Origin of the sequence: Streptomyces sp. NPDC048352 (assembly GCF_040651895.1) — a bacterium.
Lineage (GTDB): Bacteria > Actinomycetota > Actinomycetes > Streptomycetales > Streptomycetaceae > Streptomyces.
Window position 1 is genome coordinate 1 of record NZ_JBEZKZ010000019.1, and the last position, 21,895, is coordinate 21,895.

Annotated in this window: 21 protein-coding genes and 1 pseudogene; 13 read left to right on the plus strand and 9 right to left on the minus strand. The window is 74.3% G+C overall.

Features of this window, described 5'->3' with window-relative positions; genetic code table 11:
- Positions 1-526: pseudogene (locus AB0D45_RS12830) on the minus strand (hypothetical protein); the annotation flags it as partial.
- 106 nt (positions 527-632) lie between these two features.
- Between AB0D45_RS12830 and AB0D45_RS12835 the strand changes: the two are divergent.
- On the plus strand, positions 633-956 hold the full coding sequence (locus AB0D45_RS12835) for a multidrug efflux SMR transporter (protein WP_361599184.1): 324 nt from the start codon (positions 633-635) through the stop codon (positions 954-956).
- Positions 956-1,495 carry a TetR family transcriptional regulator gene (locus AB0D45_RS12840; RefSeq protein ID WP_362457859.1) on the plus strand — a complete coding sequence of 180 codons (540 nt, stop codon included), beginning with the start codon at positions 956-958 and terminating at the stop codon, positions 1,493-1,495. The genes AB0D45_RS12835 and AB0D45_RS12840 overlap by 1 nt, the downstream gene beginning before the upstream one ends.
- A gap of 91 nt (positions 1,496-1,586) precedes the next feature.
- Here the strand turns inward: AB0D45_RS12840 and AB0D45_RS12845 are convergent, their stop codons facing one another.
- Positions 1,587-2,501, minus strand: coding sequence for a winged helix-turn-helix transcriptional regulator (locus AB0D45_RS12845; RefSeq protein WP_362457862.1), 915 nt, complete (start codon positions 2,499-2,501; stop codon positions 1,587-1,589).
- A 95-nt stretch (positions 2,502-2,596) separates the two neighbouring features.
- On the opposite strand from AB0D45_RS12845, the gene AB0D45_RS12850 reads away from it, so the two are divergent.
- Positions 2,597-3,853: an MFS transporter gene (locus AB0D45_RS12850; RefSeq protein ID WP_362458031.1), complete on the plus strand. Its 1,257-nt coding sequence runs from the start codon at positions 2,597-2,599 to the stop codon at positions 3,851-3,853.
- Between the two features lie 9 nt (positions 3,854-3,862).
- On the plus strand, positions 3,863-4,843 hold the full coding sequence (gene dapD, locus AB0D45_RS12855; protein ID WP_362457865.1) for a 2,3,4,5-tetrahydropyridine-2,6-dicarboxylate N-succinyltransferase: 981 nt from the start codon (positions 3,863-3,865) through the stop codon (positions 4,841-4,843).
- Positions 4,844-4,926: 83 nt separating this feature from the next.
- Here dapD and AB0D45_RS12860 read toward each other — a convergent pair whose 3' ends face one another.
- From AB0D45_RS12860 to AB0D45_RS12870, 3 genes are all read right to left on the minus strand, one after another.
- On the minus strand, positions 4,927-5,181 hold the full coding sequence (locus AB0D45_RS12860; protein WP_361599196.1) for a hypothetical protein: 255 nt from the start codon (positions 5,179-5,181) through the stop codon (positions 4,927-4,929).
- A gap of 137 nt (positions 5,182-5,318) precedes the next feature.
- Positions 5,319-5,786, minus strand: coding sequence for a GNAT family N-acetyltransferase (locus AB0D45_RS12865; protein ID WP_362457868.1), 468 nt, complete (start codon positions 5,784-5,786; stop codon positions 5,319-5,321).
- Between the two features lie 56 nt (positions 5,787-5,842).
- Positions 5,843-7,684 (minus strand): endonuclease/exonuclease/phosphatase family protein, encoded by a 1,842-nt coding sequence (locus AB0D45_RS12870; RefSeq protein WP_362457871.1) that lies wholly within the window; start codon positions 7,682-7,684, stop codon positions 5,843-5,845.
- Between the two features lie 350 nt (positions 7,685-8,034).
- Between AB0D45_RS12870 and AB0D45_RS12875 the strand changes: the two genes are divergently transcribed.
- Together AB0D45_RS12875 and AB0D45_RS12880 are read left to right on the plus strand one after the other, a co-directional pair.
- Positions 8,035-9,540 (plus strand): hypothetical protein, encoded by a 1,506-nt coding sequence (locus tag AB0D45_RS12875; RefSeq protein ID WP_362457874.1) that lies wholly within the window; start codon positions 8,035-8,037, stop codon positions 9,538-9,540.
- A gap of 225 nt (positions 9,541-9,765) precedes the next feature.
- A complete protein-coding gene (locus AB0D45_RS12880) occupies positions 9,766-11,214 on the plus strand; it encodes an alkaline phosphatase PhoX (RefSeq protein WP_362457877.1) in 1,449 nt (482 codons plus the stop codon).
- Positions 11,215-11,303: 89 nt separating this feature from the next.
- Here the strand turns inward: AB0D45_RS12880 and AB0D45_RS12885 are convergent, their stop codons facing one another.
- The 4 genes from AB0D45_RS12885 to AB0D45_RS12900 all read right to left on the minus strand — a co-directional run bounded on the left by AB0D45_RS12885 (position 11,304) and on the right by AB0D45_RS12900 (position 14,705).
- The gene (locus tag AB0D45_RS12885; RefSeq protein WP_361599210.1) at positions 11,304-11,483 is read right to left on the minus strand and encodes a hypothetical protein; all 180 of its coding nucleotides are present in this window, start codon (positions 11,481-11,483) and stop codon (positions 11,304-11,306) included.
- A 113-nt stretch (positions 11,484-11,596) separates the two neighbouring features.
- Entirely contained in the window at positions 11,597-12,850 is a 1,254-nt protein-coding gene (locus AB0D45_RS12890; protein WP_362457880.1) for a TerD family protein, read from the minus strand.
- Positions 12,851-12,903: 53 nt separating this feature from the next.
- Positions 12,904-13,125: a hypothetical protein gene (locus AB0D45_RS12895; protein ID WP_361599216.1), complete on the minus strand. Its 222-nt coding sequence runs from the start codon at positions 13,123-13,125 to the stop codon at positions 12,904-12,906.
- Positions 13,126-13,166: 41 nt separating this feature from the next.
- Entirely contained in the window at positions 13,167-14,705 is a 1,539-nt protein-coding gene (locus AB0D45_RS12900) for an aldehyde dehydrogenase (NADP(+)) (protein WP_362457883.1), read from the minus strand.
- 137 nt (positions 14,706-14,842) lie between these two features.
- On the opposite strand from AB0D45_RS12900, the gene AB0D45_RS12905 reads away from it, so the two are divergent.
- From AB0D45_RS12905 to AB0D45_RS12935, 7 genes are all read left to right on the plus strand, one after another.
- Positions 14,843-15,643 (plus strand): IclR family transcriptional regulator, encoded by an 801-nt coding sequence (locus AB0D45_RS12905; RefSeq protein ID WP_362457885.1) that lies wholly within the window; start codon positions 14,843-14,845, stop codon positions 15,641-15,643.
- A 95-nt stretch (positions 15,644-15,738) separates the two neighbouring features.
- Positions 15,739-16,860 (plus strand): hypothetical protein, encoded by a 1,122-nt coding sequence (locus AB0D45_RS12910; protein ID WP_362457888.1) that lies wholly within the window; start codon positions 15,739-15,741, stop codon positions 16,858-16,860.
- 130 nt (positions 16,861-16,990) lie between these two features.
- On the plus strand, positions 16,991-18,361 hold the full coding sequence (locus AB0D45_RS12915; RefSeq protein ID WP_362457891.1) for a histidine kinase: 1,371 nt from the start codon (positions 16,991-16,993) through the stop codon (positions 18,359-18,361).
- Positions 18,358-19,020 carry a response regulator transcription factor gene (locus AB0D45_RS12920; RefSeq protein WP_362457894.1) on the plus strand — a complete coding sequence of 221 codons (663 nt, stop codon included), beginning with the start codon at positions 18,358-18,360 and terminating at the stop codon, positions 19,018-19,020. Before AB0D45_RS12915 ends, AB0D45_RS12920 begins: the two co-directional genes overlap by 4 nt.
- A 62-nt stretch (positions 19,021-19,082) precedes the next feature.
- Positions 19,083-20,531 (plus strand): penicillin-binding protein 2, encoded by a 1,449-nt coding sequence (locus tag AB0D45_RS12925; RefSeq protein WP_362457897.1) that lies wholly within the window; start codon positions 19,083-19,085, stop codon positions 20,529-20,531.
- A 63-nt stretch (positions 20,532-20,594) separates the two neighbouring features.
- On the plus strand, positions 20,595-21,083 hold the full coding sequence (locus tag AB0D45_RS12930) for a GNAT family N-acetyltransferase (protein WP_362457900.1): 489 nt from the start codon (positions 20,595-20,597) through the stop codon (positions 21,081-21,083).
- 72 nt (positions 21,084-21,155) lie between these two features.
- Entirely contained in the window at positions 21,156-21,860 is a 705-nt protein-coding gene (locus AB0D45_RS12935; protein WP_362457903.1) for a DsbA family oxidoreductase, read from the plus strand.
- The last annotated feature ends 35 nt before the right edge of the window (positions 21,861-21,895 follow it).

The window sequence follows — 21,895 nt, forward strand, 5'->3', positions numbered from 1 at the left end:
CCCCGCCCCACCGGGGGCGGGGCCCCCGCGGCCGCCGCGGGGGGGCCGCCCCCCCGGCCGCCGCCCCGGCCGCCAGGGGGGCCGCCGCGGTGAGCAGGGCCAGCAGCTGCGCGCCGAGCACGCCCGGCGTCCGGGGCAGCGCCGCCCGCAGCAGCCCCGGCGCGGTGACCGGCCGGCCGAGCACCGCCGGGCGCAGCAGCACCGCGGTCAAGGCGGTGGCCAGCGCGCAGGTGAACAGCAGGAACAGGGCCGCCGCCGGGAACAGGGTCCACACGAAGACCCGGCTGCCGGAGCTGCGGCTGAGGGAGGCGAGGGTCGCCGCCCCGGCTGCCGCGGCGACCAGCAGCCCGGCCGTCAGCTGGCCGAGGAGCAGCGCGCCGCCCAGCGCGCCGCCGTACCGGCGCAGGGTGGTGACCGCGCCCCCGAGGATGTCCCCGGGCCCCAGGGGCCGCAGCGGCACCACGCCGGGCCGGGGTCGCGGCGGGGGCAGCCAGCCGCCGCCCGTGTGGGTCCCGTACTGCGCCATGCGCGGCCCCCCGTCCCCTGAGGGGGACACCGTAGCCCCGCGCCGCGCGGGTGTCTGCGGGCGTGCGTGTGTACATGTGTACGCATCGATGGGTACCGTCGTACACATGCCCTACGTCCTGCTCGCCGCGGCCATAGCCGCGGAAGTCGCCGGCACCACCGCCATGAAGTACAGCGACGGCTTCACCCGGCTGTGGCCCTCGCTGGGCACGCTGCTGGGCTACGTCATCGCCTTCACCCTGCTCGCGCGGACGCTGAAGTCGATGTCGGTCGGCACCGCGTACGCGATCTGGGCCGGGGTGGGTACCGCCGCAATCGCCGCCATCGGCATGGTGTTCCTGGGGGAGGCGGCCACCGCCGCGAAGATCGCCGGGATCGCCCTGGTCATCGGCGGCGTGGTGCTGCTGAACCTGGGCGGGACGGCGCACTGATGGCCGCCGGAGTGCGGCGGTACGACCCCGGGCGCCGTCAGCGGATCATCGACGCCGCGATCCGGGTGGTGGCGGCCAAGGGCATCGGGGGGCTCAGTCACCGCAGCGTGGCGGCGGAGGCGGACGTACCGCTTGGTTCGACCACCTACCACTTCGCGACCCTGGACGACCTGCTGACCGCCGCCCTGCGGCAGGCGGCCGAGGCCTTCGCCCCCGTCCTGGCCGTGCGCCCGGGCGAGGACCTCGCCGGGGCGCTGGCGCGGCTGCTGGGCGAGACCCTGTCGGCAGACCGGGGCCGGGCGGAGCTGGAGTACGAGCTCTACCTGGCCGCGCTGCGCCGGCCCGCGCTGCGGCCGGTCGCCGCCGAATGGTGCGGGGCCCTGGCGGACGCGCTGGAGGAGCACACCGACCCGGTCACGGCGCGGGCGCTGGTGGCGGTGATGGACGGCGTCGCCCTCCAGGTGCTGCTGACGGGCGCCCCGTACGACGAGCCGTACGCCCACGAGGTCCTGGCCCGGGTGCTGAGGCCGGGGGCCTGAGGCGGGGCGGCCCGGTGCCGGGGCCGCGCGGCCGGCCCGGCGGAGCCGCCGGGCCCCGTGGTCGGCCCGGGGAGCCGCCGGGCCGGGGCGGTCAGCCCGGGGAGCCGCCGGGCTGGGGCGGTTGGTTCGCGGAGCCGCCGGCGCGCACCGCCGTCAGGGCCGCCGTCACGCTCGCCTCGATGTCGCCGATCGGGTACAGCACCTCGCGCACCGTGCGGTCCCGGTCCACGACCAGCGTCAGCCGCTTGATCCGGCTCACCCCCGCCGCACGGAACGTCGGCAGCCGCAGGGCCGTCACCAGGTCCAGTCCGGCGTCCGACAGCAGCGGGAAGCGCAGCTGCTCCTGCTCCGCGAACTCCCGCTGCTCGTCGGGCCGCTGCGTGGAGACCCCGTGCACGGTGGCTCCGGCGGCGGTGAACTCCGCGAGCTGGTCGCGGAAGCTGCACGACTCCAGTGTGCAGCCCTTCGCCCCCGGGATCCCGGCCCAGCCGGGCGGGTAGGACTCGGCCCGGGCGTAGGCGCCGGGGAAGCAGTACAGGACGGTGAACGGGGTGTCCGCCACTGGGTCGCGGAGCTCGCCGAAACGGTCCGGCAGCAGCAGCTCCGGCAGCCGGGTGCCGCGCAGCGCGTGGACCCGTACGGCCTCCTTCGAGGACTCCTCGGCCGTCGCCGTCATCTCTCCCTCTCCCAGGACCCAGGTGTCACCCCAGTCCTGGAGGGCCACCAGGACCGGCAGCAGCCCCCGCCCGCGCGGGGTCAGCCGGTACTCGTGCCGCACCGGGCGCTCCCGGTACGGCTCGCGCGTCAGCACCCCGGCCTCGACCAGCAGCTTCAGCCGCTCGGCGAGCACCTTGCGGGACATCCCGAGCTCGCGCTGGAGCTCGTCGAAGCGGTACAGGCCGCGCGCGGTGTCGCGCACGATCAGCAGCGTCCACCAGTCGCCCACGACGTCGAGGGCCTGGGCGATGGAGCAGTCCGCGTCACCGAGGTGCGTGCGCTGGGCCATGGGACCTCCTTAGTCCGTTGACCCAAGGCTGTCATGCTGACATAGTCCGTTCCCAAAAGGAACTTACTCGGTCGGGGCGCGGGGGTGGCGGTGTGCTGCAAGGGTTCAAGGACGTACCGAGGGTCGTGTGGCTGCTGGCCGCGGGGGTCTTCGTCAACGCCGTCGTCAGCGTCACCTTCGTCTTCGTCTTCCTGTACCTGAGCGGCCCGCGCGGCCTCGGGGCAGCCCAGGCGGGCCTGGTCACCGGCATCGGCGGCATCGGGCTCGTCGCGGGCAACTTCACCGGCGGCTGGTACGGCGACCGCTTCGGCCACCGCCGGGTGCTGCTCGCCGCCTCCGCCCTCGGCGGCGCCGCCCTGACGGTCTTCCCGCTGCTGCCCACCCCGCTGCTGTACGCCGCCCTGCCGCTGGCGCAGTACGCGGCCGGCGTCGTCCGGGCCGCGAACGCCGCCCTGGTCGCCGTCACCGTCCCCGAAGGGGCCCGCCGACAGGCCTTCGCGGTCGTCCGCTGCGTGTCCAACGGCGGCTTCACCCTCGGCCCGCCGCTGGGGGCCCTGGTCGCGTCCGGGATCTCGTACGACTGGCTGTTCGTCGGTGACGGCCTCGGCACCCTCTTCTTCGCCGTCTGGACCGCCCGCGTCGTCCCCGCCCGCGGCGCCGCCCGCACACCCGCCGCGGCCCCGGACGGGGGTCGGGGCCGCGACGGGGTGTGGGCGGCGCTGCGGGCGCGCCCCGGCGTGCTGGTACTGCTCGGTGCGGTCCTGGTCGTGGACGTGGTCTACCGGCAGCAGTACTCCGTCTTCCCCGTCTTCCTCGCCGACCACGGCCTCGACGTCCGCGCCTTCGGGCTGGTCATGGCCCTCAACGGGGCCGTCATCCTGCTGCTGGAACTGCCCGCCGCCGTCGCCCTGCGCGCCCGGCCGCCCCTGGCGGTCATCGGCACCGGGCTGGTGCTGGTCGGCGCCGGCTACGCGGCACTGCTCCTCGGCGCCGGCCTCGCGACCGCCGTCGCCATGATGGTGCTGCTCAGCCTCGGCGAGATCCTCTACAAGACCACCGCCACCGCGTACGTCGCCGACCAGGCCCCCGAGCACGCCGTCGGGCGCTTCCAGAGCCTGTACGCCGGGGTCTCCGTCAGCGGGACCGTCCTCGCCCCGCCCGCCGGCGGAGCCCTGTACGCGGCGGCCCCCGGCCTGCTGTGGCCGCTGTGCGCGGCCCTGGCGGCGGGCGCCGGGGCGGTCGTACTGGCCCGGCACCGGAGCGAGGCGCGGGCGGCCGGCCGGCCGGGGGAGCGACACGCCGCCCGACCGGCACATGAGACCGGTTCGCGACCGCGGGCCGTCGCCGGTTAGGTTTCGGGCATGACTGCTACGCGTACCACCGGCGCCGTCGCCGCCGGACTTGCCACCCTCGCCGCCGACGGCACCGTCCTCGACACCTGGTTCCCCGCCCCCGAGCTGACCGCAGAGCCCGGCCCGGCCGGCACCGAGCGCCTCACCGCCGAGCGGGCCGTGGAGCTCCTCGGCGCGGCCGCCGCCAAGGCCGTCCGCTCGGACGCGGTGCGCGGCGTCGAGGTCGTAGCCGTCCGCACCGTCATCGCCTCCCTGGACGACAAGCCGCTGGACGCGCACGACGCGTACCTGCGCCTGCACCTGCTGAGCCACCGCCTGGTCAAGCCGCACGGCCAGAACCTGGACGGCGTCTTCGGCCTGCTGGCCAACGTCGCCTGGACCTCCCTGGGCCCCGTCGCCGTCGACCAGGTCGAGACCGTGCGGCTCAACGCCCGCGCCGAGGGCCTGCACCTCCAGGTCACCTCGATCGACAAGTTCCCCCGCATGACCGACTACGTCGCCCCCAAGGGCGTGCGCATCGCCGACGCGGACCGCGTCCGCCTCGGCGCGCACCTCGCCGAGGGCACCACCGTCATGCACGAGGGCTTCGTCAACTTCAACGCCGGCACCCTGGGCACCTCCATGGTCGAGGGCCGCATCTCCGCGGGCGTCGTGGTCGGGGACGGCTCCGACATCGGCGGCGGCGCGTCCACCATGGGCACCCTCTCCGGCGGCGGCAAGCAGATCATCTCGATCGGCGAGCGCACCCTGATCGGCGCGGAGGCGGGCATCGGCATCGCGCTGGGCAGCGAGTGCGTGGTCGAGGCCGGCCTCTACGTCACCGCCGGCACCCGGGTGACCCTGCCGGACGGCCAGATCGTCAAGGCCCTGGAGCTGTCCGGCGCCGACAACATCCTCTTCCGCCGCAACTCGGTCACCGGCGCCGTCGAGGCCCGCCCGTACAAGGCGAACTGGGGCGGCCTGAACGAGGTCCTGCACAGCCACAACTGACGCCCCGCCGGCAGGCGTCGGCCCGTCAGCAGCGAGTGCCCTCCCGGTCGGACCGGGAGGGCACTCGTCGTGGGCGGGGGCCGTCAGTGCAGCGGGAGCGTGCGGATCAGGCCCGCGAAGGCCTGCTCCTCCGCCTCCGTCAGCTGGACCGACTCCATCGGGTGCGCGTCGGCGCCGCGCTGGCCCGGGATGGCGGCGAGGCCCTCGGGGGAGCCCGGCTCCGGGTGGTGGAAGCGGCTGTCCCACAGCATGTGGCCGAGGCCGAAGACCCAGACGAGGGCCGCCACGAGGAGGACGGCGACGCCGATTTCCTGGGCGAGGGAGATGGAGGGGAACACGCGGTCCTCCCGGGGTGCGGACGGTACAAGGAGGGCAAGTTCGGGCGTGGGGACACTCAACACCACAACCGGAAGATTTTGGCACCGGTGTGTCCAGCGTCACGCCAGGGCCGGAGCCCCGGCGCGGTGCGGCCGGCCTACGGATCCAGCCGCAGCTTGAAGCCCTCGTGGCTGCGTGCGAAGCCCAGGCGCTCGTAGAAGCGGTGCGCGGCGGACCTCCGCTTGCCGCTGGTCAGCTGGACCAGCCCGCAGCCCCGCGCGCGGGCCCGCTCGACCGCGAGGCGCATCAGCTCCGCGCCCAGGCCGCCGCCCCGGCGGTCCGCGCGGATCCGTACCGCCTCCACCAGCGCCCGGTCGCGGCCGCCCTGTCCCAGACCCGGGACGTACGTCAGCTGGAGGCAGCCCAGCACCTCTGCCCCCGGTCCGCCGGCCTCCTCCGCGGTGAGGACCAGCATCTCGTTGCGCGGATCCGCCCCGATGGCGGCGAAGGCCCGTTCGTGCGCCTCGCCGACGGTGACCGAGGCCGGATCGAGGACCCGCTCCTCGTCGGCCAGCAGGGCGAGTACGGCGGGCAGGTCCTGACGGGTCGCGGTACGGAGGATCATGGCCGGATTGTGACAGGGGCCCGGCCCGGGACGGTGGCCGGGCCCCTGCGGCCGGGTTACGGACGGAAGCGCAGCACCTGCGGGTCGTGGTCGCTGTTCTGCGCCGAGAACTCGGCGTTGATGTGCACGCTGTCGTAGCTGAAGTTCTTGATCGAGGGGCTGGTCAGGATCTGGTCCAGCACCTGCGCGTTGCCCTGGTAGACGTAGGAGTAACGTTCCGCCTTCGGCAGCGACTTGATCGCCGAGTACAGCGCCCCGCCGTCCTCCAGCGCCTTCGCCGTCCCGGAGAACTCGAAGTCGTTGATGTCGCCGACCGCGAGGACGGCCGCGTTCTTGTCGACCGCCAGCAGCTCCTTGACGAAGCCGTTCACCGCCTGCGCCTGCAGGAGCCGCTTCTCCTCCGACTTGCGCACCGGCGGCTGGTGGTGCGAGACCAGGCCCTCGTCGCCGCCCTTGGAGCCGAAGTGGTTGGCGATCACGAAGACGGTGCGGCCGCGGAAGACGAACTCGCCGGCCAGCGGCTTGCGGCTGTCGGCCCACGCCGGGTTCGCCGGGTCGATCCGGCCGGGGGAGTGGGTCAGGGCGGCCTTGCCCTTCTCCTGCGTCACACCGGTCGCCGTCACCGCGTCGCCCGCGGCGCGGTCGGTGAAGGACACCCGGGCCGGGTTGAACAGGAACACCTGGCGGATGTTGCCGCCGGGCTCGCCGCCGTCCTTGTTGTTCTCCGGGGCGATCGAGCGCCACTGGTACGCGGGGCCGCCCGCGGCCTTGATCGCCTCGGTGAACTTCGTCAGCGTCTGCTCGGCCGAGACCGTGCCGTCGTTCTTGGCGCCGTTGTCGTCCTGGATCTCCTCCAGGGCCACGATGTCGGGCGAGGCCAGGTTGTCGACGACCGCCTTGGCGAGGTTGTCGAACTTCTCCTGCGGGTCGCTCGGGTCGAGGTTCTCCACGTTGTACGTGGCCACCGCCAGCTCGCCGGGCGACTGGGCCTTCGTCTTCTCGGGGGCGAGCGTGCCCGCCTTCACGGTGCCGAGGGTGCGCGCCACGAGGGTGTAGCCGCCGAACTGGTTGAAATCGAGCGGGCCCTCGGTGGTGCCGGTGAGCTTGTCGCCGACGTTGGCCACCGGGAAGGGCTGCTGCGCGAGCGGCGCGAGCTGCTGGATCTGGAGGCGGCCGGTGTTCTGGGACTCGTACGAGCCGTACACGGTGCCGCCGCGCTTGGCGGGGTTCTCCCAGCCCTTCACCGTCACCCACAGCTCCGCGTACGGGTCGGTGGCGCCGACGACGCGCGAGGTGCCGATGCGGACGTTCATCCCCTCGAGGGACTCGTAGAAGTCCAGGGCGTAGCGCGAGGGCTCCAGGGTGAGGCCGTTGATGCTGCCGCCGGCCGCCGGGTCGCCCGCCGGGGCGTACTCCGCGGGGACCGTGTACTCGCTGATCGCGGCGGCCGCGGGCAGCGCGTTGCCCGAGGAGACCACCGTCACCGCGGGCTTGGCGATCTGGGTGACGGACTGGTTGCCGGAGCCCGCACCGCCGGGGACGTACTCGCCGACCGTGCCGGAGACCTTGACGGCGTCGCCGACGGCGACGGTCGGGGCGGAGCTGGTGAAGACGAAGACGCCCTCGCTGGTGGCGGAGTTGTCGTCGGCGTCCGGGTCCTGGATCCAGAAGCCGCGGGAGCCGTAGGTGCGCACGCCCGTGACGATGCCCTCGACCCCGGCGACCTGCTTGCCGTTGAGGGGGGAGATCCGGGTCGTGCCCTGGATGTCGTGGATGCGTATCGGATCGGCGGACCCGGCGCCTTCGGCCGCGTCGGCGGTGCCCGCGAGCAGGCCGGTGGCCAGCGCGGTGGCGACGAGGGCCGCGACGGCGGCGGAACGGGGATGCGAGGAGCGCATGGGCGGGAACTCCGGTGTGTGGAGGAGAAGGTGCGGGCGCTTGACGGCCCGTGTACATCTACGCGCGTCAATTTCCTGGGTGACCAGGGACGTTGTCAAGGGCTCCAGGGGATACGACGGTCGACTGTGCGATGAACCAAAGGTGATGGCCGCCTGGCCTGCGCCGAATGCGTCTACGCTTGGTCGCCGCACCGGGCCTGACGGTCCGTCCGTATGTGTTTTCGGCCACATGGCCGGACGGCATCCGTCGCCCGGCGCCGTGACACTGCCCGGAACCACCCGACCGCCTGACCGCCCCACCGCTCAGCCGCCCCACCGCCCCGCGCGGCCCGTCCGAGGAGAACCACCCCATGTCCGCAGAGCCGCACCCCACGCTGCCGCCGGTACGGCTGCCCTCCGACGCGGAGCTGGCCCGCGACGCCCTCGTCGCCCCGCTGTTCGCCCGCGCCGTACGCCTCGCCCGCTGGGCCGGACCCGCCACCCGCGTCGACGTCGGCGGCGAACTCGCGTCCGACCAGCTGCCCGAGGCCGCCGAGGCCCTCGGTCTCGACGCCGCGGACGAGGACGCCCCCGTGTACGCGAGCCAGGCCTGGCGGGTGGCCGTCGACACCGGCCTGGTCGACGTGACCGAGCCGGAGGAGGACAGCGGCGACGGCGCCGACGGCGGCGAGCCCGAGTACGGCACCGCCACCCCCGGCGAGGACCTCGCGCTGGTGGCCGGCGGCGCACCCGGGGACGTGCTCGACCTGTGGCTGGCGGCCCTGGACACCGTCCTCGCGGACGCGGCCGTACCCGAACTGGACGACCTCGTCGACGCCCTGGACGCCGGCGGTGAGATCGACTTCGACCGCCTCGACTGGAACCCGCAGCGCGAGGCGGACTTCCTCGACGGGGTCCTCGCCAACCTCTACCTGCTCACCGTCGCCGAAGGCGGGGCGGGCGAGGGCCCGGTGCCGCTGCCGGTGCTCGCCGCGTCGATGATCGTGCCCGACGAGATGGGCGATCCGACCGACGCCGTGCTGGAGCAGGTGTCGGACGCGATGATGCGGCTGGACGACCAGTTCCGCCAGCTGGAGCCCATCGGGCTGGTCGAGTACCGGCCCGTGGACGAGGCCCTGTTGGCCGAGGAGGACGACCTCGCGGACGCCGGTGCCGCCGACTCCTCCGGCGGGCCCGGTCCCGAGGACGACGAGGACGTGTCCCGGTACGGGATGGTACGGCTGACCCCGCTCGGCCTCTACGGTGTCCGCGCCCGGATGCTGGAGGCCGGGGTCGAGGCCCCCGCGGTCGGGGAACTGGCCGACAAGGGCGCCGAAGCGCTGCTCGACGCCGTCTCCCGCTACCCGGAGGGCGCCGCCCAGGCCGAGATCGAGCAGTGGCTGGCCGGGCGCGCCCTGCCGGACGCCGTGGCCGAGCTGCTGGCCGCCGCCCGCGGTGACGACGAGGGCGCCCCGCTGCGCCGCCTGCGGTGCCAGCAGGCGCTCGCCCCGGCCGGGCCGGAGGCCGAGCCGGCGATGCGGGCGGTCCTGGACGACCCGGAACTGGGCGGGCTCGCCCGCGTCTGGCTCGCCGAGCACGGGGTGACCGGCGTACCGGCGCCCGACGGAGCGATGGTGTTCTGGCTGACGGTGGACACCATCGCGGCACAGCTCGCGGCGGACGGGGAGACCGAGGAGCTGCCGCAGCTCATGAGCAGCCTGACGGAGCACCACGCCGGCTTCTTCGAGCAGGTCTGGCGGGTGGACCACCCCTCCACGGCGTACGTCCTGGAGGCGATGGGCCGGCTGCACCCGGACAAGAAGGCCTCCAAGGAGGCGCGGAAGGCGGCGTTCAAGGCCCGCTCCCGGCAGGCCTGACCGCGCGGGGGCGCCCGCCGCCCGTCACCCGGCGCGGCCTGTGGCGGGCGCCGGGGCGGGGGGTGTACAACAGGCCGTTTCCGGTGCCGGAGTTCGCCATTCCGGCTTCCGGGAAGGGCTCGGTCCGCATTCTCGGGTAGTTCAGCCGCCGTTCACGTACGGGCGGGAGCGTGTGCGCCGACGACCGTACGTCAGGCGCACCACCTCCCCACCCCTGGAGCCCCGATGCCCCTCAGCCGCAGAGACTTCACCGCCCGCACCGTCATCGCCGGTGCGGGCGTCGCACTGACCGGGACGGTCGGCGCCCTCGCCACCGCCCCCGGGGCGCTGGCCGCCGACGCCCCGACGCCCGACGCCCTCGACGCGCAGGGACGCCCGCACGCCCCCGGCTACGGGCCGCTCGTCCCGGACCCGGCCGGACTGCTGGCCCTCCCCGCCGGGTTCCGCTACCGGGTGATCACCCGTTCCGGCGTCACCACCCTCGACTCCGGTGAGAGCACCCCGTCCCACCACGACGGCACCGCCGCCTTCGAGGGGCACCGCGGCGTCACCCTCCTCGTCAACAACCACGAGCTCAAGGGGCCGCGCACCGGCTGGGCCCACCCCGTACCGCTCGCCGAGGGCCTCGTCTACGACCCGGCGGCGGCCGGCGGCTGCACCGTCGTGGAGGTCCGGCGCGGCGGCGAGGTCGCCGAATGGGTGGGCATCGCCGGTACGTCGACCAACTGCGCGGGCGGCGCCACCCCCTGGGGCACCTGGCTGACCTGCGAGGAGACCGAGGACCTGGCCGGCAAGAACGGCATGACCAAGGACCACGGCTACGTCTTCGAGGTCGACCCGCACGACCGCAGGGCCAACCGCGACCCGCAGCCGGTCAAGGCGTTCGGGCGGTACGCGCACGAGGCCGTGGTCATCGACCCGCGCCAGGGCCACGCCTACCTGACCGAGGACGCCTCCGGCCCCAACGGGCTGTTCTACCGCTGGACCCCGCCGCACGGCTTCCGGCACGGGCGCGGCAAGCTGCGTACCCTCGCCGCCGACGCCGGGGTGCTCGCGGCCGCCAAGTGCTTCGACAGCCAGGGCCGTTTCGTCGACGACCTCTCGCGCGCGACGAAGACCGGCACCGTGTACGGGGTCGACTGGGTGGAGGTGACCGACCGCGACGCGCGCAGCCTGCCGGTGCGCAAGCAGTTCGCGGCCGGCGCCGTGACCCGGGGGCGCAAGCTGGAGGGCATGTGGTGGGCCGACGGGGGCGCCTACTTCGTCTCCTCCTACGCGCGCGAGGAGAGCCCGGGCACCGCGCACGACGGCCAGGTGTGGTTCTACGACCCCAAGCGGCGTACGGTCCGGCTCGTCGTCCTGATCGGGGTCAACCGGGAGCCGGGCGCCGAGGGCGGGTACGACGGCCCCGACAACATCACCGTGTCACCGTACGGGGGCCTGGTCATCGCCGAGGACGGCGAGGGCGTGCAACACCTGCTCGGGGCCACCGAATCGGGCCGCGTCTACCCGCTTGCGCGCAACGAGCTCAACATCGGGACGGCCGAGGAGCCCGAGTACTCGGAATTCACCGGGGTCTGCTTCTCCCCGGACGGGCGCACCCTGTACGCCAACATCCAGGACCCGGGCATCATGCTGGCCATCACCGGCCCCTGGCGGCGCTCGCCCCGCTGACGCGGGAGCCCGGCGGAGGTGCTCCCGCCGAAGTGGCGCTCCCCCAAGGGGGGACGGCGGCCCCGGGGCATCCTGTGCCCCGGGACCGCTCACTGAACGGTGGCCATCTCCTCGGCGCGGGAGGCCGCTGCCCACTCCTCGAGCAGGAACTCGTACGCCTCAGAAGGCCACTCGCCGTCCACCCGGGTCTCGACAAGACGCCGTATCGCCTCGTTCGCCTCGGCGGCGGACGGGCGCGCGGGACCCGCGGGCTGGAGTGTCTTCTGCATGCTTCCAAGGCTACGGGCGGGCACTGACAGCCACCTCCGGATTACGCGTGGCATCCATCACCCGGATCGCCGCCCGTCGGGCAGCGGGTCTCGGCATATGCCCGCCCACCTGGTCAGAGAGCCTGCGAGGCGGGCTTGACCATGCCGCGCACTGTGCGGGACTTCACAAACTCGCCCATGGCCGTCATCTCCCATTCGCCGGAGAACTGCTTGATCAGCTTGGCCATCATGACGCCGGTCTGGGGCTCGGCGCCGGTCAGGTCGAAGCGGACCAGCTCCTCCCCGCTCGCCGCGTCGATCAGCCGGCAGTAGGCCTTGGCGACCTCGGTGAACTTCTGGCCGGAGAAGGAGTTCACCGTGAAGACCAGTCCGGTGGCGTCGGCGGGCAGCCGGCCGAGGTCCACGACGATCACCTCGTCGTCCCCGGCGCCTTCACCCGTGAGGTTGTCCCCGGAGTGCTTGACGGCGCCGTTCAGGATCGACAGCTTGCCGAAGTAGCAGCTGTCGATGTGGTTGCGCTGCGGGCCGTAGGCGATGACGGACGCGTCGAGGTCGATGTCGCGGCCGCCGAAGGCCGGCTCCCAGCCCAGCCCCATCTTGACCTGCGAGAGTAGCGGGCGGCCGCCCTTGACCAGGGACACGGTCTGGTTCTTCTGGAGGTTGACCCGCCCCTTGTCGAGGTTGATCTTCCCGCCCCCGGGCGGCCCGGCCGGCGGTGCCGCGGGGGCCGGCGGGGCGGGGGCGGCCGGGGCGGTGGCCGCCGGACCGCCCAGCCAGGGAGACGCGGGCGGCGCGGCCGGCGGGGCGGGGGGCGCCGCGGGCGCCGGCGGGGCGACCGGAGCGGCCGCCGCGGGCGGGGCCGGCTCCTCGTCCACGGAGACCCCGAAGTCGGTGGCGATGCCCGCGAGGCCGTTCGCGTACCCCTGGCCGACGGCGCGCACCTTCCAGACGCCGCCGCGCTGGTAGATCTCGACGACCACGAGGGCCGTCTCGGGGCCGAGCCGCGGCGGGGTGAAGGTGGCGATCACCATGCCGCCCGCCGCGTCCCGCACGGTGGCGGTGGGCTCGATGCCCTGGAAGCTCTGGCCGGCCGCGTCGGGGCTGGCCGTGACCACGATGCGTTCGATGCCGGGCGGCAGCGCGCCGGTGTCCACGGTGATCGAGTCCGGCGCCGAACCGCCGCCGGACCGGTGGCTGACACCGGGCCCGGAGGGCTGGTTGTAGAAGATGAAGTCGGCGTCGGAGCGCACCTTGCCGTCCGCCGCGAGCAGGAGCCCCGACACGTCGAGCCGCACCGGGGCAGCCACGTCCACCGTCACGCGGTCGGTGTTGAGCGGCAGGTTGGAACCAGGGGTCATAGCGGTCATACCCGGAGAACGAGCGGAGCGGCTTTGCCGTTCCCTTACTCTCCGCCCTGATTTCAGCGGCGGTTGCGGGGGTGGTTCCTGGCGGTGCGCTCGTTGCCGATCTTGTAGGCGCCGGTCCAGCGGGCCATCACCAGCTGCGCGTCACCGGACTCGACCTCGGCCAGGAACGCGTCGGCCCGGGCACCCCGCAAGGTGCCCGCGGCGCGGCCCCGGTGCGTGATGCGGACGGTGCGGTCGCTGTGCACTGCGTACGTGAACCCCTGTGGCTTCGGCATGCGGCGCAGCCTGCCCCGCCTCGGGCGGGGCAGCAACGCATTTACGCGGTGCCGGTCACCCGCCGCGGCAGCCCCAGCGGGTTGGCCTCGCGCAGCTCGGGCGGGAGCAGGGCGTCCGGCACCGACTGGTAGGCCACCGGGCGCAGCCACCGCTCGATGGCGGTGCCGCCGACGGAGGTGGAGTGCGAGGTGGCCGCCGGGTAGGGGCCGCCGTGGTGCTGGGCCGGCGCCACCGCGACCCCGGTCGGCCAGCCGTTCACCACGATCCGCCCCGCCAGCCCCGTGACCTGCGCGATCAGCTCGGCGGCCGGCCCGGGCGCACCCCCGGTCTCGGCGGCCGACAGCTGGAGGGTGGCGCTCAGGTTCCCGCCGAGCCGGCCCAGTACCTCGGCGGCCTCGCGCTGGGCGGCGTACCGCACGACGACGGTCACCGGCCCGAAGCACTCCTCCAGGAGCAGCTCGTGCCCGGCGCCCTCCAGCAGGGTGGCCGCCGGGACGCTCAAGAAGCCGGCCGCGACGGTGTGCCCGCCGCCCTGCCCGCCGCCCGGCCCCGGCAGGACGGGCGCGGTCACCCCGGGCAGGGCGGCGCGCTCACGGACGCCGGAGACGAAGGCGTCCCGCATCCGGTGGTCGAGCAGGACCCCCGGCCCGGTCTCCTGGAGGGACTTGGCGAGGGCGTCGGCGAGCCGGTCGCCGTCGGGGCCCCCGGGGACCAGCACCAGGCCGGGCTTGACGCAGAACTGGCCGACGCCCAGGGTGACCGAGCCGGCGAGCCCGGCGCCGATCTCCTCGGCGCGCTCGGCGGCGGCCGCCGGGGTGACCACGACGGGGTTGAGGGAGCCGAGTTCACCGTGGAAGGGGATCGGCACCGGCCGGGCCGCGGCCGCGTCGAACAGCGCCCGCCCGCCCCGGATGGAACCGGTGAACCCGGCCGCGGCCACCAGCGGGTGGCGGACCAGCTCCAGCCCGGCGTCGAAGCCGTGGACCACGGCGACCACGTCCGCCGGCAGCCCGCACGCCGCCGCCGCGCGGCGCAGCAGCGAGGCGCACAGCTCGGAGGTGGCCGGATGGTCGGGGTGGGCCTTGACCACCACCGGGCAGCCCGCGGCCAGCGCGCTCGCGGTGTCCCCGCCGGGCACGGAGAAGGCCAGCGGGAAGTTGGAGGCGGCGTAGACGGCGACCACCCCCAGCGGCACCTTGTAGCGGCGCAGCTCGGGCCGCGGCGGGCTGAGGGACGGGTCGGCGCGGTCGATCCGCACGTCGAGGTAGGAGCCCTCCTCGGCCACGTCGGCGAAGGCGCGCAGCTGTCCGGTGGTGCGGGCCAGCTCGCCGGTGAGGCGCGCGGCCCCCAGCGCGGTCTCGGCGTCGGCGGTCTCCACCACGAGCGGTGCGGCCCCGTCCAGCAGGTCGGCGGCGGTCCGCAGGAAACCGGCCCGGACGGTGGCGTCCGCCAGGGCGGGGCGGGCGGCGTGGGCCGCGCGCACGGCCCGGTCCACCTCCCCGGGTGTGGCTTCCGCCGCAACCCGTTCCCGCTGCTTCCCGGTGCGGGGGTCCACACTCCAGACTGGTGTCGCTGTCATGGCCCGCTACCTCCTGGACCGTTCAGTATTCTGAACGCCGTTCCGGTGGATGAATGATCACGTCTGTTGCGGACTCTATTTCCGCGTCCACCGGGTGACAAGAGGCGATCAGAGCCGACCAGAGGGGAAGTAGGCGTATGACGACAGCCGAGACGGCCGGCCCGGCCGAGCCCGGGGTCCCCGCGACGGCGGCGCCGGTGAAATCGGCCGTCCGCACGGTCCTGCTGCTCGAGCACTTCGCGGCGCGGCCCGGCCTGCACAGCCTCGCCGACATCCAGAACGACCTGTCCCTGCCGAAGTCCAGCCTCTACATGCTGCTGCGCACGCTGGTGAACCTCGGCTGGGTGGAGACCGACGCCACCGGCACGCGCTACGGCATCGGCGTACGGGCCCTGCTGGTCGGGAGCTCGTACATCGACGGGGACGAGGTGGTCGCGGCGGCCAGGCCCACCCTGGACCGGCTCTCCGACGACACCACCGAGACCATCCACCTGGCGCGGCTGGACGGCACCAGCGTCGTCTACCTCGCCACCCGGCAGTCCCAGCACTACCTGCGGCCCTTCACCCGGGTGGGGCGCAGGCTGCCCGTCCACTCGACCGCCCTGGGCAAGGCGCTGCTCGCCACGCACACCGACGAGGAGGTGCGGGCGCTGCTGCCGAGGCGGCTGGAGGCGGTCACCGAGCACACCGTGACCGACCGGGAGCAACTGGTCGAGGAGCTGGCGCTGGTGCGGGAGCAGGGGTACGCGGTGGACCGGGAGGAGAACACCCTCGGGCTGCGCTGCTTCGGCGTGGCGGTGCCGTACCGGACGCCGGCCCGCGACGCGGTGAGCTGCTCGGTGCCGGTGGCGCGGCTGACGGAGGAGCACGAACGGGCCATCAAGGCGGCGCTGTTCGAAGCGCGGGACCGGCTGTCGGTGGTGACGCGGCGGATGTGACGGGCCGGGTCCGGTGGACGCCTCCCCCGCACGGGGGAGGCGGTTCACCTTCACGGGGGAGGTGGAGGGGGGCCGGCGCGGGCGACCGTGGGGACATGACGACACGAGCAGTCCACACGACCGGACCGACCGAACCGACCGGCCTGACCGACCCGACCGGCCTGACCGAACCGACCGGCCTGACGAATCCGACGACTCCGGCCGACTCGGCCGACTCGACCGGCCTGACGAACCCGGCGACTCCGGCCGGCCTCGACGGCGGCGACAAGGCCACCCGCGGCCGGCGCCTCGGGGCCGGGCGGCGGATCCTGAGCGCCGTGGCGCTGGCTGCCACGCTGCCGTACCTCACGCTCAAGACGGCCTGGCTGGCCGGGAGCCGCATCGGGATACCGGACGGCAGCCTGCTGCTGGACGGCGGGCTGCCGATCACCGTGGCCAACGCGGTCACGCTGGCCATGGACGCCACCGTCATCGTGCTCGTACTGGCGCTCACCAGACCCTGGGGCAGACGGGTGCCGGGATGGCTCCTCGTCGTTCCGGCGTACGTCGCCACCGGGCTGCTCACCCCGATCGTCCTCGGGTTCCCCGCCCAAGCGCTCGTCAAGGCCCTGGGCATGGGCGCCGGCGAGGCCGTCCGGGCGGCCCGGGAACCCTTCCTCGACTCCTGGGTGTTCATCGTCGTCTACAGCGGTTTCATCCTTCAGGCGATCGCCCTGGCCGGGTTGTTCGTCGCCTACGTGCGGGAGCGCTGGGGCGGCGGCCGGCGGGGCGTGCCGGAGCGGCGGCTCCCGTCTCCCACGGGGGTGGTGGCAGGAGCCGCCGCGCTGGCGGGCACCGCGGTGGCCGCGGCGCACCTGTACTGGGCCTTCGGCGGCAGCGCGGGGCTGCCCGCCGATCGGGTGGCGGCGTACTCGGCCGAGTCGGGCGTGGTGTCGGCGGCGTACGCGGTGTGCGCGCTCGCCGCGGCGGCGGGGACCGTGCTGCTGAGCCGGGGCGGCGGGCGCCCGGCGCGATGGCCGCTGGCCCTCGCCTGGACCGGCTCGGCGGCGATGCTGAGCTGGGGGGCGTTCACCATGGCCGCGACTCTCGGGGTGAACTTCGGGACGAACGAAGAGGCCACCACGGCCATGTACCTGACCTACGCTGGCCAGATGATCACCGGGCTGCTCGCCGCAGCGGTCCTCGTCCGCCACCTCCCCTCCCGCCGGGCGGGCTGAGGCGGAGCGGGCGGCCGGGGGAGCGGGGAGGCCGACGAGCGGGGACGGCGGGGGCCGCGCCGCCCGACGGGGAACGGGCGGCGTGGGAACAAGGGGCGGGAACAAGGCGCGGGAAGAAGGGGGGCGGGTTATGAACGGGGTGGGGGTGCTGCGTCGGTGGCCCGGGGCGGTGCTGGGGAGACGGGCCCGGCTGCGCTGGGTGCACCTGGTCCTCGGCGGGGCCCTGCTGATGCCGTACTTCCTGCTCACCCAGGTCTTCGTCGGCGTCGCGGCCGACGGGGCGAACGTTCTGTCCTCGCTGCCCCTGACCCTCGCCGCCTACGCCTCCGCGCTGCCGCTCGCCGCCGTCACCGGGCTGTTCGGGCTGGTCCGGCCGATGTCGGTGACCGCGGTAAGGGCCATGAGCGGGGTGCCCGGGGACCTGCTGGCCGACGGGCCGGCCCGGTCCTGGGGAGCCCGGTGGCGGGCCTCCGCCTGGTGGACGCTCCACCTCGGGGTCGGGGCCGTGATCAGCGGGATGACCCTCGCGGCGACGCCCATGGCGGTGGTGCTGATCCTGCTGCCGTTCTCCGCCGCGCTGCGGGCGCGGCCCGTCGCGACGGGCTGGTTCGGCAGCGCGGCAGCCCCCTGGGTCGCCCCCCTGCTCGGGGCGGGGCTGCTGGGCCTGGTCGTCCTCTGCTCCGCCGCGGCGGGGGCGCTGCTGGCCCGGCTGGCCCCCGGACTCCTCGGGCCGACCGCGGCGGACCGGCTGGCCGCCGCCGAGGAGCGGGCCGCCGACCTCGCCGTGCGCAACCGGCTGGCCCGGGAGCTGCACGACGCGGTGGGTCACGCCCTGAGCGCCGTCACCCTCCAGGCGGGGGCGGCCCGGCGGGTGCTCGACCGCGATCCGGAATTCGTACGGGAGGCGCTGGCCGCGATCGAGGACACCACCCGGCGCACCGTGGGCGAGCTGGACGCGGTGCTCGGCCTGCTGCGGGACGGGGACCCGGCCCGGGCCGACGCCGCGCCCGCCCCGACCCTGGCCGCCGACCTCGACGGGCTGCTGTCCCGCACCCGGGCCGGCGGCACGGCCATCACCTGCCGGCAGGACCCGGGCCCGGTGGGGCACTGGGGCCAGCTCCCGGCGATCGCCTCCCGCGAGGCCTACCGGATCGTGCAGGAGGGCCTGAGCAACGCCCTGCGCCACGGCCTGGGCCCCGTCGACCTGCTGATCCGCGTCCACACACCCGACGGCCACCGTGAACTGGAGATCACCATGACCAACCCGCCGGCCCAGCACCCGCCCGGCCGTGAGGGCGGGCAGCCGCGGCGCACCGGAGGCCGCGGCCTGCGCGGCGCCGCCGAGCGGGCCGCCCTGCTCGGCGGGCGGATAGACGCCGGCCCGCACGGGAGCCGCTGGCGCCTGCGCGCGGTCCTGCCGCTCGGCGCCGCCCCCGGCCCCTTCCCCAGCGCCGCCCCCGGCCCGTTCCCCGGCGCCGCGTTCCCCGGAGCCGGGCGATGAGCCGGCCCCCGCTGCGGATCGTCATCGCCGACGACGAGCGGATGGTCCGCACCGCCCTGCGCGTCATCCTCGACGCGGAGCCCGACATGGAGGTCGTCGGCGAGGCGGCGACCGGCGCCGAAGCCGTCCCGCTGGTCCGCTCCCTGGCCCCCGACGTGGTGCTGATGGACGTCCGCATGCCGGAGATCGACGGCATCCGCGCGACCGGGCAGATCCTGCGGACCATGCCCGACCCGCCCCGGATCGTGGTCGTCACCACCTTCGAGAACGACGCCTACGTCTACGACGCGCTGCGCGCCGGCGCCAGCGGGTTCCTCCTCAAGCGGGCGGACCCCGACGAGCTCATCAGCGCGGTCCGCCTCGTCGCCCGCGGGGACTCGCTGCTCTTCCCAGCCGCCGTCCGCTCCCTGGCCGCCGCCCACACCGCGGCCGCCCCGCCCGCCCCCGCCTGGGCGGCGCGTCTGACGGACCGGGAGGCCGACGTCCTGCGCCTGATGGCCACCGGACTGTCCAACCACGAGATGAGCGAGCACCTCGGCGTCGGCCCGCAGACGGTCAAGACGCACGTGGCCGCGGTCCTCGCCAAGACCGACTCCCGCGACCGCACCCAGGCCGTCATCGCCGCCTACGAAGGGGGCTTCATCATGAAGAAAGCCTGAGAAGGCGGTCACAATCCGGGCAGAGCGGAACGCGCACGGCTGCTGGTACGTCCTTCCGGGGGATGAACAAGACGATCAGGCGTGCGTCGGTCTTCTGTCTGCTTCTGGTGCTGGCCCTTTTGGTGCGGGTCACCTGGGTGCAGGCGTACCAAGGCCAGGCCCTCGCAGACGACAAGAACAACCGCCGCAACCTCATCGGGCAGTACGAGAACCCGCTGGGGAACATCATCGTGGGCGGTGAGGCCATCACCGGCTCGGCGAAGACCGGCGGCAAGGACTTCGGGTACAAGCGGACGTACGTGGACGGCCCGCTGTACGCGCCGATCACCGGCTACAGCTCCCAGGCCTACGGCACGACGATGCTGGAGGGCGTCTACAAGAACGTCCTGAACGGCTCGGACACCCGGCTGAAGACGGTGATGGACATGCTCACCAACAAGCGGGCCGACCCGGGCAACGTCCTGACCACCCTCGACAAGAACGTCCAGAAGGCGGCCTACGACGCCCTCGACGGCAAACAGGGTGCGGCCGTCGCCATCGACCCGGCGAACGGGCAGATCCTCGCGGTGGTCAACAACCCCTCCTACGACCCCGGCCGGATCACGGGCGCCAACGACTCGGCGGCCTGGGAGCAGTTGTCCGCCGACAAGGGCAAGGCCATGGAGAACGTGGCGCTGCGCAAGCCGCAGGCACCCGGCTCCACCTTCAAGCTGGTCACCCTCGCCGCGGCGATCGAGAACGGCCTGGTGACGGGCATCGACACGCCGACCGGCGTCCCGGGCGCCTACACCATCCCCGGCACCCGCACGAAGCTGCCCAGCGAGGCCGGCGACCAGGCCTGCAACAACGTGTCGGCCCGCACCGCCCTCAGGCTGTCCTGCAACAACGTCTTCGCGGAGCTGGCCTCCAAGCTCGGCCAGGAGAAGATGCGGGCGATGGCGGAGAAGCTGGGCTTCAACACGCAGATCGACACCCCGGTGCGCACCAACCCGCCGAGCAAGTACCCGACGAAGAAGCTGTCCGTCGACCAGGTCGCGCAGACGGGCATCGGCCAGTTCGACGTTCAGGCCACCCCGCTCCAGATGGCCATGGTGACCGCCGCGATCGAGAACGGCGGCAAGCTCGTCGCCCCGCACATGGTCTCGGAGGTGACCGACGGCGACGGCAACGTCCTGGAGGACTTCAAGGACCCGAAGACCGAGCAGGTGATGAGCCCGAAGACCGCCTCGATGCTCCAGGACGCCATGCGCACGGTGGCCACCGAGGGCGGCGGCAAGCCCGCGCAGGTGGCGGGCGCCGAGGTGGGCGGCAAGACGGGCACCGCCCAGCGCGGCGTCAACAACAACATCCCGCCGCTGGCCTGGTTCACCTCGTACGGCAAGGCGGGCGGCAAGCAGATCGCGGTGGCGGTGATGATCGAGAACTCGGACACCGACCGCTCCGAGATCGGCGGCGGCAAGCTGGCCGCGCCGATCGCCCAGAAGATGATGGCGGCGTGGCTGAAGAAGTAGCCGCCGCACGCACGGGGCCGACGCGCCGGGAACCGACACGGTTCCCGGCGCGTTCCCCTTCCCGTGATCCGGACCGCGCACGCCGCCGACCTCGACGCCATCGCCGCCCTGCACACCCGGGCCCGGGCCACCTACTACCGGGGCCGCGTCCCCGAGGAGGCCTACGCGGGTGAGACCGAGCAGGCGCGTACCCGCGAGGGCTGGGCCCGGGCCGTGGCCCGCCCGGCGTGGCAGGGGCAGGTGTTGTGCGCGGAGCGGGACGGCGAGGTCACCGGAGTCGCGGCCTTCCTCACCGCCGACGGCGTGACCACCCTCACCCAGCTCCACGTCGACCCCGGCCACTGGCGCCGGGGCACCGGAGCCGCCCTGCACGCCGCCTGCCTCGCCGCCTGGCGGCGCGCCGGGATCGAACGGGTCCGCCTGGAGGTCTACGCACACAACCTGCGGGCCCAGGCCTTCTACGCCTCCCACGGCTGGCGCCCGGATTCCGCCGCCCCCGCCGGCTCCCACCGCACGCTCTGGCTGGAGGTCGGTGCGGCGTCCGGGGAATGAGACGGGACACCAGGTGGTTGAACCGCAAACCGCTTAGTCGTCCCTCAGCCGTCCCCGGAGAGAAGAAGGAACATGCGCGTCGAGATCTGGAGCGACATCGCCTGCCCCTGGTGCTACATCGGCAAGGCCCGGTTCGCGAAGGGGCTGGCCGGGTTCGCCCACCGCGACGAGGTGGAGGTCGTCTTCCGGTCCTTCGAGCTCGATCCGAACGGCGCCAAGGGGGTCACCGCCCCGGTTCTGGAGATGCTCGCCCGCAAGTACGGCCGCACCCTCGAGGAGGCGCGCGGCATGGAGGAGCACGTCGCCGCCAGCGCCCGCGCCGAGGGGCTGGCGTACCTGACCGAGGGCCGCGACCACGGCAACACCTTCGACATCCACCGCCTGCTGCACCTGGCCGCCGCCCGCGGACGGCAGGAGGAGCTCCTCGACCTCGCCTTCCGCGCCCACTTCGCCGAGGAGCGGTCCGTCTTCGACCCCGAGGTGCTGGTCGCCCTGGCCGTCGAGGCCGGGCTGGACGAGACGGAGGCCCGTACGGTCCTCGCCGACGACTCCGCCTACGCGGACCGGGTGCGGGCGGACGAGCGCGAGGCGGCCGAACTGGGTGCGAACGCCGTGCCGTTCTTCGTCCTCGACCGGCGCTACGGCATCTCCGGCGGCCAGCCCGCCGAGGTGTTCACCCGTGCGCTGGAGCAGGCCTGGGCCGGGCGCGAGACCGTGGAGACGCCCACCGCCGAGGCCTGCGAGCCCGACGGGGCGTGCACGGTCCCCCAGGTATAAGCACCCCTTTGGGTTCGTACGCAAAACTCGGCAAT